General features: G+C 44.9%; 2 protein-coding genes and 1 pseudogene. 2 read left to right on the top strand and 1 reads right to left on the bottom strand.

Going from position 1 to position 14,910, the window contains the following annotated elements:
- Positions 1-59: 59 nt before the first annotated feature.
- Positions 60-317, bottom strand: coding sequence for a hypothetical protein (locus ABLA85_RS06440; RefSeq protein ID WP_367962382.1), 258 nt, complete (start codon positions 315-317; stop codon positions 60-62).
- Between the two features lie 248 nt (positions 318-565).
- On the opposite strand from ABLA85_RS06440, the pseudogene ABLA85_RS06435 reads away from it, so the two are divergent.
- Both ABLA85_RS06435 and rtxA read left to right on the top strand, forming a co-directional pair.
- A pseudogene (locus ABLA85_RS06435) lies at positions 566-727 on the top strand (IS1-like element transposase); the annotation flags it as partial.
- Positions 728-1,298: 571 nt separating this feature from the next.
- Complete coding sequence (gene rtxA, locus ABLA85_RS06430; RefSeq protein ID WP_367962379.1) at positions 1,299-14,720, top strand: MARTX multifunctional-autoprocessing repeats-in-toxin holotoxin RtxA; 13,422 nt, start codon at positions 1,299-1,301, stop codon at positions 14,718-14,720.
- The last annotated feature ends 190 nt before the right edge of the window (positions 14,721-14,910 follow it).

Here is a 14,910-nt window from a genome sequence, read left to right as displayed (position 1 = left end):
TATAAATTAAAGCCACCCTCCTATCCACAAGCGTTAGGAGGTGTGATTGATATAGATGCTCAAAAAGCTGAAAAGTCATATAGTTGTATGTAAACTTTAATTTCGTTAAGTGACTTTTTATTGGTTAAAATATTGGGCATTAATTGCCCTTTCTCATTTGTTAATTTTCCTTTTTCATTTGTCTTGGCCGGTTTATCATTCCATTTGAAACTTAAGCCAGATTCATTACCTAAAGGATGCCCCGTTGTCCAGATTACTTTGTTAATTCTGGCATTCTTGACAAATTCTCCAGCGGGTGAACCCTGATAAGTAATCATGGGATCACTAAACGTATACTCATTTTTTTCTATAGATGAAAAGAAAAAAACCAGTAATTTTACTTGTACATGATGACATATATAAATACCTCAGAAGTTTTTATATTAGCTGAGACCTTTACCTAATTTTTCATCTCTATAACAGTACCCATTTTTTTACTTATTAATAATAGTAAGAAAATTTAAATTAGCATAATTCAAATTAACTTCATTCAAAAAATTATTACATAATCAATATAGTATGGTTTGTCGATATGGCAATGAATTACGGCGGTATTCGTGATACCGCACGTGTACTGAAAGTTGCTACAGCCGCCGTGATGAAAACGTTAAAAAAACTCAATCCTCAGAACGTAATGACCTTGCCGCTTGAAAGAAGTGATATTCAGCTTATCTGTGAGATATCGGAAAAAATGCACGATAAAGTGATAGGGACGTTTATTGAGCGTGAAAACTACCTTTAATGAGTAATTTAACCGTTTAATACATACCCACAATTGGGAATACCAAACTGATTTGACGGTTTTATTAACTAAATATGATTAACGAAAATGGCTCACATCAGTGAACCATCATTCTTTTACCATCAATTTAAAAATAACACCGTCATTATTATCTGATGATTGATTAGATATGAGTTATATATTTTTTATAAGTAACATAATTAAAAATATTATCAGATGTTTTTATGTCATTTGAGTGGGAGTATTGGGACTAAGTATGGTGGTTAAACAGACTTTGTAATTTAACTATATTGATTTTAAAAGTAAAAATGGGGTACTTTCCAATGAATGATTTCTGTCTGCTGGCTAACTTACTTTTTATGTATCAATCTAATAAATTGATCAGATTAAATATCATCGATTTCAATTTATTCTTGAAACATTCATTTTTAAAATCCATTTAAATACTGATGCTCAGTTGCGTTTTGTAACTGGGTTTTTTTATCTTCAATTTTTGCATTTATTCCGGGATTTATTTATGGGAAAACCATTTTGGAGAAGTGTTGAATACTTTTTTACAGGAAATTATTCCGCAGATGATGGTGATAATAATATTGTTGCCATCGGATTTGGTGGCCAAATACATGCTTATGGCGGTAATGATCATATTACATTAGGCTCTATTGGTGCTTCGGTTTATACCGGTTCAGGTAATGATACCGTCGTTGGCGGCTCTGCCTATCTGAAAGTTAGTGATACTACTGGCAATCTGAACGTCAAAGGTGCGGCGGGATATGCGGAAATCAATAAAGAAGGGGAAGGAACAATTACTTTCTCTGGGGGGGCTGGCGGGGTAGTTATTCAACATGATGGGCATTCTGGTAATGTGCACTATTCAGGGATAGCAGCCTATAACAATTTATATCGTCGGGGAAACAGCGGGGATATTAAATTTGCAGGGGGGGGCGGTTATAACCATCTCTACTCAGATGTCACTTTCGGCAATATTCATTTTATCGGAGGGGGAGCTTATAACCAAATTACCCGTAAGGGACAGGCTGATTGTTTGAGCGGTGAAGGCATTGCTTACGCAAAAGCAGAAGAAATTGTACTGACCACCGCCACGATGGGAGGAAGCTGGATTGAGGAATCACAGAAAGTCATTGGCGTTAAATCCACGCGAGATATAAATACCTATCTGTTTGCATTTGCTGATGAGGAATATACAAAAGTTAATAAAATTCATCTTCATAATGATCCTAAAACCGGCAGGCTGAAATATTACACTACGTCTTGGTATAAAAAGGGAAATCATCTCAAAGATCTGGCATCTCAAGATGTTTCTGACAACGGTGGTTATAAAGCGGTCGATATTGATGGTGCTTATACCTTGTCAAATCTGATGGTTGAACAACACCAGTCATTTACGGTACATGCGCTGGAAAGTGAGCTACCGGAAAATGAATGGGTAACGTATGCCGGTGGTGTTCAGATCGCAGCGGAAAACATTACTTTGTCGGATGCCCAAATGGGTGGTTATGCGGTTTCAACGGATGGTTCAACCGTTGCTGTCAAGCCGGTGAAATCCAACCGGATGAAAAATACCTATCTGTACGCCAAAGTCTTGGAAGGATACACCAAAGTTGTGGTCGTGCAACTCACTAACGATCCTAAAACCGGTGAGCTGAAATACATTGCCACGCCTTGGTATAAGGCCGGTGATCAAACAGCAGATATAGCAAATCAATTTGTTGATATTCGTTCTGGCTACAGAGTTCTCGGTAAAGGCAGTTACACACTCAGCCATGTCCATTACAGTGTGAATACTGTCCGCGTGACTTCTGAGCGGATTGCCAATATACATGAATTCAGTGAACAGGAATTGTTATCCCAAAAACAGGATGACAGTCACGGTGATGTCCGGTTTGAAGGGGCAGGCGGCGGTAATGTTATTAAATCCAATGTGGCCCGTGGCAATGTTTACTTTAAGGGCGCAGGGTTGGCTAATGTTATTCTGCATAATTCAGAAATCGGTGACACTGAATTTGATGGCGCTGGGGCTGCCAATGTTATTTTCAAGAAAGGCAGAAAGGGGCAACTGCGTTTCAATGGGGGCGGTTTTGCTAATGTTATCACCCATATCAGCACGTCTCCTGCCGTTTCATTACAGACACCTCATGACAGCCAGACTAAAGTTGTCGCTCTGGGTGGGGCTAATATTCTGACCCGAAAGGGGGAGGGTCAGGTTTTTGCCGTCATGGGCGGTGGGGCCAACGTATTGACCCATATCGGGCAGGGAGAAACCACCGGTGTGATGATGGGCGGGGCCAATATCCTGACCAAAGTGGGGGATGGAGAGACTACTGGCATGATGTTCGGTGTCGGCAATGTGCTGACCCATGTCGGTAACGGCAGAACACTGGGGGCGATGGGGGCAGCAGGCAACGTCTTTACTAAAGTAGGGGATGGTGAAACTATTGCTGCCATGCTGGCCGTCGGCAATATCTTTACCCATGTCGGCCAGGGGGATGCATACGTCATGATGGCCGGCGGGGGCAATATCTTTACCAAAGTGGGGAACGGCCAGGCTCTGGCACTGATGGTGGCATTGGGTAATGTCTTTACCCATGTGGGGGATGGCCTGAGTGTCGCGCTGATGGTGGCCAAAGGCAATATAGCAACGAAAGTGGGGAACGGTGAAACCCTCGCCGCCATGATAGGAACGGGTAATAGCATGACCCACATTGGTGATGGTAATACCTTTGCTGCGATGTTGGGTGAGGCGAATATTTTGACCAAAGTCGGTCATGATCTGACGGCGGCGCTGATGATAGGCCAGCTCAATATTTATACCCATGTGGGTAACGGCACCAGTATTGGTCTGTTTGTCGGTAAGGCCAATATCATGACAAAAGTCGGAGATGGCACAACGCTGGCGGCGATGTTTGGTCAGGCCAATATCATGACTCATGCCGGTCAGGGCATGACGGGGGTATTGGCCCTGGGTGAAGCCAATGTGGTGACGAAAGTCGGGCATGATTTTCTCGGTGTGGTGGCGGCAGCCAAGGCCAACGTAATAACCCATGTCGGGCAGGCTATGACAGCCGGTTTATTATTAGGCAAAGGCAATATTTTGACGAAAGTGGGCGCGGGGACGACAGCCGGCCTGCTGGTTTCTCAATTTGGCAATATCATGACCCATGTGGGTGACGGCAGTACGGTGGGATTTGCTAAAGGTCATCTGAATATCCTGACCAAAGTGGGAGAGGGGCTGGTTGTCAATGCCGCGTGGGGGGATGCTAATAGCATGACCCATGTGGGGAGAGGCAATCACTATAGCTTTGCTAAAGGGAAAGCCAATATCGTTACCAAAATCGGGGAGGGGCAGACGGTCAGTATCGTGCAGGGGACAGCCAATATCCTCACCCATGTAGGTAAGGGGGATGATTATACCGGTGCCTGGGGTAAAGCGAATGTTATTACGAAAGTTGGCCAGGGGCGCCAGGTTACGCTGGCGAAAGGTGATGCCAATATCGTGACACAGGTGGGGCAGGGCGACAGCTTCAGCGCCTTGTGGAGTCAAAGCAATATCGTCACCAAAGTCGGCGATGGGATGCAGGTCATCGCCGCGAAAGGTAAAAGTAATGTCACGACCAGCGTGGGTAATGGTTTAAGTGTCGTGGCCACCCACGGTGATTTGAATGTGAATACCAAAATCGGTGACGGTGTTTCTGTCAGTGTGGCGTGGGGGCAATTCAATATCAACACCAAAGTGGGGGACGGCCTGGCTGTCTCGGTGATGAAAGGGACAGGCAATGCCAATATCCACGTGGGCGACGGGATGAATATCCACGCCTCTTATGCCCGCAATAACGTTGCCGTTCAAATCGGTAATGGTGATTTCTACAATCTTGCGCTGGCTTCCAGTCACACCGAAAGCCATAAGTTGGCAACCCTGTTCGGTAACATAAAACAGACGTTATTGGGGGTGGCGGGCAGCCAGGGCATTAATTTTCTGGTGTATGGTGATGAGGCAAACTCATCCGGCAGTTACCGGGGACGTGGTGCCATTAATCTGCCGGAAGTCAATGCGCTGAACGGTTTCAAACTGACTGAAATGGCGGAAGTCAGATCAGATTTAGCCTCGGATTTGCACGCTGCGGTGAATCAGCTCGATACACCGGATGTCAGCAAACTGCAAAACATCATGAATACCGATGAACAGCCACTAAAAACACGAAAGCCAAATCTGATTGTCAATGGTGACTTTGAAGCGAGGGAGTCAGGTTGGGCATCTACCGAGGGCATGGAAGCTCAATATTCCGCCGACGCCTATGGCTTGAGTAACGATGGACACGGTAAATATGTCACTGAGCTGGATGCGAATAGGAATACCACTATTTATCAGCAGCTCCGGCAGCTTGAAGCAGGTGAAATCATCACCCTTGATTTTGATTTTGCCCGGCGTGTAGCCAGTAGCATTGATAATGGCCTGGAAGTCCTCTGGAATGAGCAGGTGGTTTTCTCATCGTCCAATGATGAAATCACCTGGCAACACAAGCAACTGATGCTGGTTGCACGGGCAGGCAGTAACCGGCTGGCGTTCAAAGGCATCGGTAACAGTGACGGTAGCGGTTATATTCTGGACAATGTCGTTGCAACCTCAAATCGTTCTGACAGTACACAAGTGAAACACGCGTCGCAAATGTCGGTGGCTGGTGATGTGCTGCATGATAAGGCAAACGCAGAAGCAGACCGCCAACGTCTGATGCAGGAAAAAGAGAAACAACGGGCGGCAATTGCAGAGACACAATCTCAGTTGGCGGCGACGGATCTTTCTGCCCTGAACACTAACGGACTGTCACAACTTAGTGCTATCAAGGAGGAAGAGCAGGCTGTAACGGATGAATTGCTGGCAAAAACCATAGCACTTGACAGCCTGAATAACCAAACATACGCAAGCCATCAGGGAGGATCAGGGGCACAGTGGCGTCAGGATTTTGCTGGCGGATTGTTGGACAACTTCCAGACACAATTGGATAAGGTAAAAGAAACGGCAGGCCAGCAACTGGATAATGCACTTTCCACTATTTCAAAACAACAGGATCAGATAGAAACCGCGCTGGATAAATCGGAAGTCAATGTTGCTAAATCTAAACAGGATCAACTGAATGCCCAAAAAGATGTTGCGGATGCTCAGGCTAAGGCAGAATACCGGAAAGAAGAGGCACTGACACAACAGAAACAGGCTGAAAAAGCCGCACAGAATAGTTATCAGACTCTTCAGGAGATTGAGACTGAGGTAGAAACCACAGCGAAGGACAATGCGCATAAACCGAATTTTACCAATGTTGGCAGTGGCCGGTCAGGTAAAGCCTATGAAGCAGAAGGTGCCGGTAATACAGCCAGCCATATTGGCTCTGGTTCCTTAATGCAGGGATTTGGTACTTTCAGCCAGAAGTTGCAAGAGTCAGATAAGGATTTGTCTGCACTTACAGATGCTAAACAAGCTGTCGAACGTCTACAGATCAATGCAGGTCTTCGTGCCGGACATGCGAACACCATTCATGTACCACGGTCATTACACACATCGCAGTCGTCAGATCAATCAAATAATAGTCATGCTTCGTCGGTTGGCGCACTTGAATCGATAACAAATGTATCAGGATCGGAAAACCGAAAAGAACAACCTGTTTCCGGTCTGGACTTGAGTGAGCTGAAAGCGTTGGGAAGGACAGATCTCCGTTCAGGCAGCACTTCTCAAGTTCCACAACCACAAAGCAGTCAGAGTTCCCTGCAAAATGGAGCGACATATCCTTTTATTGCTGCAAGGGCTGCGAAAGTCGCGGATATCTACCGTTGGTTGAGCAAAAATAATGACCGGAGCGGAGAGCTTTCACAAGATAACTACATTCCTGTACCGGGTGGTGAACGTGTTGATATTGAGATAAATGACAACATCAGGTATGAGCTGACTCACTTTATTGAGAATTTTTTTAGTGTCATCCGACACACTATCCCTAAAGACCAAATTGCACCGCTGGCGAAGTTGTTTGTCGATTCCACCATTGATTTTGACTGGGATAAGCGCGTTCAATTTATGGCTAAATTGGAACGTTTTGGTTATAGCTTTGAACCCACTCATGGTGAGAAAAGTATTGTTTCATTCTGGTCAGGCCGGGAGTTCAGTGCCTACCGCCATGTACTGGATGCTGCGCAGAAAGATGGCAAAAAAGTGGTTTATGATGTTGATGTGAAAGGGAATGTACTTGCCCTTGAACTCAATAAGAAATTGATGGATTGGAACAACATTTCCTTTGATCCCGATGATATTAAGCAGGAAAAACTACATTCAGCCATCGGCGAAGCGGTGCGAAGTAATATCGGATTCTGGAGTTCCGTTTATGCAACCGGTGCGCGTGATGATGTTTATGTTATTGCACCGGGAGGTCTGCGTTTAGGGAATTTTTTCTGGAACGTTGAGTTGCCGGTATTGCGTCAATTGCAACGTGAAGGTCTGGTCAATGAAATTCGCTTGCTGGATAAACCAGTATATCACTACCGGGACAAGCCATTAGAATCCATTGGTCACAGACTGACTGATGCCGGCGTCAGAGTAAAAATACGTTTTGATTCACTGAGCCCGGCTGAGCAGAAAAGCTATCTTGAACAAGATCCTGATGGTTACCACGCCAATTCATTGATAGATCTGGATATCAAGTTGAGTGCTATCGATAGCATGTTAAATCAAGCGATCCCATTCTATCGTTTACGGACTGAACGTAATATTTTGATACGCGAAGGCTTACATAACAGCTTTGAAGTTCTTCCCTGGGCTGAAACCCAATCTGCTCTGTTTAAAACCATAAAAGTTGATAATCCGAAAGATCCGGCACAGATAAAAACAATCGAACATTTCATCTTTGCTAATTACCAAAACTATGAACAACTCCCTGCTGAGTTGCGGCTGGTGGAAAATCATATTATTTCCCTTGAAGGGGGTCGTACCCGTATTCTCGCGGAAAGAGCGGATGGTGTCTGGCGTTATTTGCTGGATATCAAATTGATGTCAGGTGATGAGTTACAGAAAAAGGCTTATGTTAAAGGTAAGCCACTGGGGGAAAGTTACCGCAAGGTGATTGAGGCGCTGCGTGCTTATGAACAAGTCCTGCTGGAAAAGCCGGATTACTCACTGGATGCTATTGAAAAATTAACTGATTTACACCAACAGGTGGAAGGTTATCTGCTTGGGCACTCTGAATCTGGGCGGGCACCAGCGATGAAACTGCTGCTTTCCCAAATTAACATACGCCTGACGGAATCATTGGTACTGGCAGAGCCGACATTGAGAAGCTCAGGTCAAGGTGGTTTCAGTGAATTGTACAACAAGCTGGATAACGCTAATCTCAAGGATAGCAAACATCTCTATCTGGATGCACAGGGCGATTTTGTGACTCGTGGTCAGTTCAGTTTGCACATCTCCAGAAATACCGCCGATGCCGGGTTGCAACAGGTTATGGCAGCCGTGACCAAAGAGTATGGTCAAGATGTCACAAATGCAGTTTTTTCCAAACTTTCGGCCCATGATCTGGCGAAAGATGGCCGGGGCATTGATATAGCCGGCTTGAAAAAAGTCCATCTGGCGATTGAACAGCACTTATCCCCTGTCAGTGCAACATTGTATGTTTGGCGGCCAAGTGAGAACAGCACTCTTGGTCATGTAGCATTGCAAATTGGTCAGGGACGTGTTCTGGTCGATGCACATGATGCCAAGCATTTGAATGAAATAAATTATGTCAGTTGGTGGCCGGCAGGGAGTAAAACTGTCGATATACGCGAGATGTTTGATATCTCAACACAAGATCAACCGGATCTGCGGCTTCGTTGGTATGACCTGAGTCAACCCGCTTTTCAGGCTCCAACGTTAACATTCGATGTTGAGGCTGAAGAGGACGATGATTTCGGGTTGGTTGATGGTTCTGCTGAACTGAGAGAATTTATTGAAAAACTGAGAATAGCCAAAGGGGTGGATGCGAAATTCAAAGATGTCAGTGAAGGTTTTGCGATGGTGGCCCTTGCTAATCCTGAACTGCTTAAATCCGCTGAAATACCGGAATATATTTACCGGCCATTTCTTGCACAATGGGCTGATCCCGGCATAGATATGCACGAAATCGGCCGGAATTTTGCCGAAACCTTACGTATGGCAGCGCAAAGGCAGACATCTAAACGTATGGAAAGTGCAATTGCCGACGTCATGCATCAATTTGCTGAAAGAGAGCTGGCAGAAATTACCGATTTCAAAAACAGTAAAACTGAACCTGCTCGGGTATACCGCATCAATCTGGAAGGGCTTGATGTGGCAGCAATGCAGGCTGAATGGAATAAAATCAGCAGCGATCCGAATGCCCGTTATCAGTTACTGTCCAAAAATTGTTCCAGTGTCGTTGCTCGTATTCTCAGGGCGGGAGGCGCGGAGAAAGTACTCGGCAAGGCCTGGCGACCAACTTTTGGTGTCTGGACGCCAAATGCTCTGTTTGACTTCGGTCGGTCATTGCAGCAAGCAGTTCATATTGAACGGGTTAAACAAAAACATCTCCGTCTCAATGGAGAGCCATTTGAAGCAATTTTGAATAATGAAACCAATGAATATGAACTGGAGAGAGTTGCTATCTCAAACGATGGATCATTACCACGTGAGAGAGAACCGCGTAATCCATTAACTCGCCTCATGAATAATGAACTGTATGGTGTAAAAGAAGAACGTCGCCGGATCAGTCAGGAGGTACAAAACAAGCTCAATTTGGCAGTAAACCAGGGTGTTGCACAAAAAATTACCCTACAGGGTGAAGTCGGGCGCTTAGACGGTTATTACTATCGGGCACAAGACAATCAGTCACAAAGCTCGTCACATACAAGCATGACAAATAAAGTCGTGCTGTTTATTCATGGCTCCGGTGCATCTGCTGAAGAGCAAGCGAGTAAAATCCAGCCGCATTATCAACAACAGGGTATTGATATGCTCTCGGTCAATATGCGGGGTTACGGCACCAGCGATGGCTATCCGGGGGAATCAGGGATGTATCAGGATGTCCGTACCATGTTCCGTTATCTGATTAATGATCGTGGTATTAAGCCGGAAAACATCATTATCCACGGTTATTCAATGGGAGCGCCAATTGCGGCAGATCTTGCTCGTTACGTTGACAGACAAGGCATGGCTGTTTCCGGCTTACTGTTAGACAGGCCGATGCCAAGCATGACCAAGGCGATCACTGCTCATGAAATACCGAATCCATCCGGTCTTACCGGTGTATTGGCAAAAGCAGTTAATGGTAAATTCTCGGTAGAACAGAATCTACGGGGGATCTCAAAGCAGACGCCAATTATGTTGCTGACCGACAATGAAGGTTTAGGTAATGAAGGTGAAAAACTCCGTACCAAATTAATGACAGCCGGTTATAACATTTCCGGGGAACGAACTTATCATGGTCATGAATCCAGTTATCAATTGATGAATCAGTATGCCGATAAAATTGTTTCTTACCTGTCTGGCACCAATCAGCAAGCACAAGAGAATACGGCTCTTAAAGGTATCAAGAGTGATTTAAGACGCTATATGCAGGCACTGAAACCTCAGATTATTGATGAAGTGGGTATAGAGCGCGATTTGCGTGCGACAAAGGCTTTCCTGTCGGGTTACAAACATAACCATGCTGAGCGTATTGTGGATGGCTTCCATTCGGATATGGACATCAAACAACTGGTGGATCTGTTGGTCAAAGGGAACTGGACGGCGGAACAAAAAGGGGCATTGGCATGGGAAATTGAAAACCGGGCATTGAAAATTACTCTTCGGCCACAAACGGAGAAATATAGCCGACTGTTTCGTGATATTACTTCCACTGGCGCAGTAGATCCTAAGGCAAGTGAACATTTAGCGCCACAATTGCTATTGCTGAATTTATCCAATGATGGGTTTGGCGGACGCTGTGTACCGTTATCGAAATTGGTTCTGCTGGCAAAACAGCTTGAAAATGACGGTCAGGAAAATGTTGGTCATGACTTGTTGAATAAACTTTACTCCGCCGCTTCGGTACTCAGCAATCCAGAGTTATATTCCGAAGTTGAACAAGCCAACGCCAGTAAGTTATTGGGTACATTGTCTGCACTCTATGCCAGAGATCCGATGTTAGATGGCACTTTCAAGGTATGGAAAGAGAAACTGAACGGTGAGAAAGCACTAACGGTAAAAGGTATGATTGAAAAAATCACTGCCACCAACGTGGATGGTCAACCGATTCTGCTGGAGCTGGATACATTGGGTCATGCAATGGCGGCATGGTCAAAAGGCAGTGGAGAGAACCGGATGTATGGGTTCTATGATCCTAATGTCGGGATTGTGGAGTTTTCATCTGTGGAAAAATTCAGTAAATACGTTACACGTTTCTTTAGTCGTTCAGACCTGAACATGGCAGAAAGCTATAAAATGTCCAAAAATGGTCAGCGGGAAAGAATTTTCGAGCGTGTGATTGTACTGGATGGTCAAATACTGGCATCTTATCGTCCGGTAATTGGCGACAGAACAACCATGAAAGATATTCTGACAATGGAAATTTTTGATGGCTCACCAATGAGAAATACGCTGGAGAGACTTCGTCCGTTGGATAACCAGGATGTCAATACGTGGGAAGTTATTGATGTCTTTCCGAGATTAGAACGCAAAAAAATGCGTTTTGATGGTCAGGTCATTATTCAGCTTGAAGATGATCCTATTGTGGCTGACTCTGTCTCTTATCTGACCGGTAAGCACCCAAACGAGAGTGTCCTTGTCCAGCTTGATACCAATGGTCAGTATAAGGTGGTATACGGTGATCCAAGCTTATTGAACGGTAAAATACGCTGGCAGGTTGTTGGGCACGGCGGTGATGATATTGATGGATTTAATCACACAACGCTAAGTGATTACACTGCATCTGAGCTGGCAATGCGCTTAAAACAGTTTAAAAATAGCTTCCAATATGGTGGGGATCTTGACCATATCAGTCTGGTAGGGTGCTCACTGCTCAGTGATGATAAGCGGGATGGCTTTGCTTATCGCTTGATTTCAGCTCTTGATGAAAATGGGATCCGTACCACGGTATCTGCCCGTCGCACTGAAGTTGCGATCGGTAAATCAGGGCGTAAGTATACGAAATCAGAACATAATACGCTGGAAAATAAGATCTTCGACAATAAAATCGTGTTGAACTGGAATGAGAATGGAGAATTGGAAGGTCATTCAGAACGTATACGCAATAATGTCTCTGAAAACGATGTTTCGCTTGCGCGTGTAGGCAGTCTGCGTACCGATAGCAGAAAAAACCGGGCACGCGGGATTATTACAGACAATACCGAAATATTCCATGCACCGAAACAATATCAGTATGAGGATTACCCTGCCGAAATGACGTCCAATAACCAGGTGAGTTATTCCGGTAATATACAGGTACAGGCAGGAGACGGCGAATTTACAACCATTAACTGGGGAACCACCAACGTTGGTATTAAAGTCGGTACGGGCGGTTTCAAATCGCTGGCCTTTGGTGACAATAATGTCATGGTTCATCTGGGGAATGGTGACAGCAAGCACAGCGTCGATATTGCAGGTTATCAGGCATTTGAAGGTGCGCAACTGTTTATCGGAAACCGGAACATCAGTTTCAATCAAGGCCGCAGTAATGATCTGTTGATCATGATGGATAAATCCATCCCGACACCGCCGATGCTTAATCCATTTGATAGCGTTTCCCGCATATCAGGGGTCCTGCAAAATATTGCCGGATCATTCTCTGCCCCTGACTGGTTGTCTGAGCAGGAAGCACAGTGGACGGTAGAAAGTGTGAAGAAATATCTACAGGATATGTCGGGGCTTGATATGACCAGTAACGTGGATTATATGTCGCTGACTAAGATTGATTCCCAATATAAACGTAGTGGCCGTGGCCTAAAGAGTGATATCGAAAACACACTGAATAAAAAATACAACCAATGGTTGAGTGGCGCGGGTAATAAACCAGAACTCGGTAATCTCAGTCGGGCAGATAAGCTCCGGCAGGCAAATGAGAAATTATCTTTTAATTTCGCTGTTGGTGGACAAGGTGCTGATATTCAAGTAACAACCGGTAACTGGAACTTTATGTTTGGTGACAATATCCAGTCGATTCTGGATATCAACCTTGGTTCACTGTTTGGTTTGATGACTCAGCAATACACCTCAACAGGAATGGCAAAAACCACCTTTACTTTTAGTCCGGCGGATCTGCCTCGTCAGCTTAAAAACAAGTTGTTGAGAAACCTTGCCAGCGTGAATGCAGATACGACATTAGCCGATATCTTTAACGTGGACTACACATCGGATGGCGCTATTGTTTCCCGCTCAAATCAACCGGTCGATGGTGTCGCTATTCTGCGGGAAATGCTGGAAGTTATCGGTGAATTTAGTGGCAGCCAGTTGGAGGCATTTATTGATCCGGAAACACTACGTAATGGTTTGAAGACAAACCTGTCGGCAGGAACAGATGGATTAAATTCTTTCCTTGAAAATCACGGAATCAAAGAAAAAGCGCCAACTGAGCAGACGGAGCCAACTGAAAATGTTGGTGCTGTACCGACAGCAGAAGATGCACATTCAGAGCGCCCATTCGGGTTTAACTTCCTGAACCTGCCAAACCTATTTGAAACTCTGTTCAGCCAGGATAAACAGCAAGAAATGAAAGAGTTAGTTTCCAATCTGAAACAGAACCTGACTGATGATCTGCTGCATATGCAGGAAAAAACTTTCGATTTCCTGCGCAACAGTGGTCATCTGCAAGGTGATGGCGACATCCATGTCTCTCTTGGTAACTACAATTTTAACTGGGGTGGAGACGGAAAAGATCTGGGCGCTTATCTGGGAGATAACAATAACTTCTGGGGTGGTCGCGGTGATGATGTCTATTACGCTTTAGGAACCTCCAATATCTTCACGGGTGGTGAAGGTAATGATATGGGGGTTTTGATGGGGCGTGAAAACATCATGTTTGGTGGCAAGGGTAATGATGTTGCCGTAGTTGCGGGGCGCATCAACTATGCCTACATGGGAGATGGAGATGATCAGGTCTTTGCCTTTGGTGAAGGTGGTGTGATCGAGACGGGCAGAGGACGTGACTATATCGTCGCCTCCGGTAACTTCAATCGCATTGAGAGCGGGGAAGAGCAGGATTACGTGATTACTATCGGTAACAACAATCAGGTTGATTTGGGTAATGATCATGATTTTTCTACAGTTTTCGGTAACTATAACCAGATTGATGCTGGAGTGGGTAACGATACTATCAAGCTGATGGGTTATCATGCTCTGATCAATGGCGGGGCGGGTGATGATCACCTGATCGCGGATGTGATTGCCAAATTCAGTCAATTTGACGGCGGCGATGGTGACGATCTGTTGGTGTTGGGCGGATATCAGAACAGTTTCAAAGGTGGCGCAGGGGTTAACAGCTATGTAGTCAGTGGAGATGTGATTGATAATGTGGTTCAAGATATCAAACACGGTGACAAGATCGTTTTCAACAACCTTAACTGGCAAGATTTGTGGTTCCAGCGTAGTGGCTACGATCTGGTTATGTTGACTAACCGCAATATTGAGGATACTTCTGAGCAAGGACAGTTTGAAGCAATCGGCTCGGTGACGTTTACTGACTATTTCAATGGCAATCGTGCGGACATTATCACGCAAATGGGCAGTAAAGATGCTCGTGGCGAGCGTGAATATACCGCACTCTCTGCCAATGCACTAGATTCATTGGTTCAGGCAATGAGCGGTTTTGCGCCAGCAATTGGCGATAGTGGTTTTATTGATTCATTGGATAGACAAACTCAATCTTCCATCATGATGGCCTGGTCGGATACCAAAACCGGGAAATCCAAACTGGCTTGATGGGTTTTCTTAGCTGAACTTGATTAATCGAAATGGCTCACCAATGTGAGTCATTTTTTATTTAACTTCAAATGGTTAATTTAATATGCTTATGTTTTTTTAACGGGACATTATGATAGCTTTAACAATAGAATTGCTTCGTCGGGATGAGATTAATTAAACCTTGAGGAGTTATAAACAGATGTTAGAG

It is taken from the genome of Xenorhabdus sp. SGI246, from assembly GCF_040838225.1.
Lineage (GTDB): Bacteria > Pseudomonadota > Gammaproteobacteria > Enterobacterales > Enterobacteriaceae > Xenorhabdus > Xenorhabdus indica.
The sequence above is the reverse complement of the archived record's forward strand: the minus strand, read 5'-3'. Positions and strand labels throughout refer to the sequence as shown.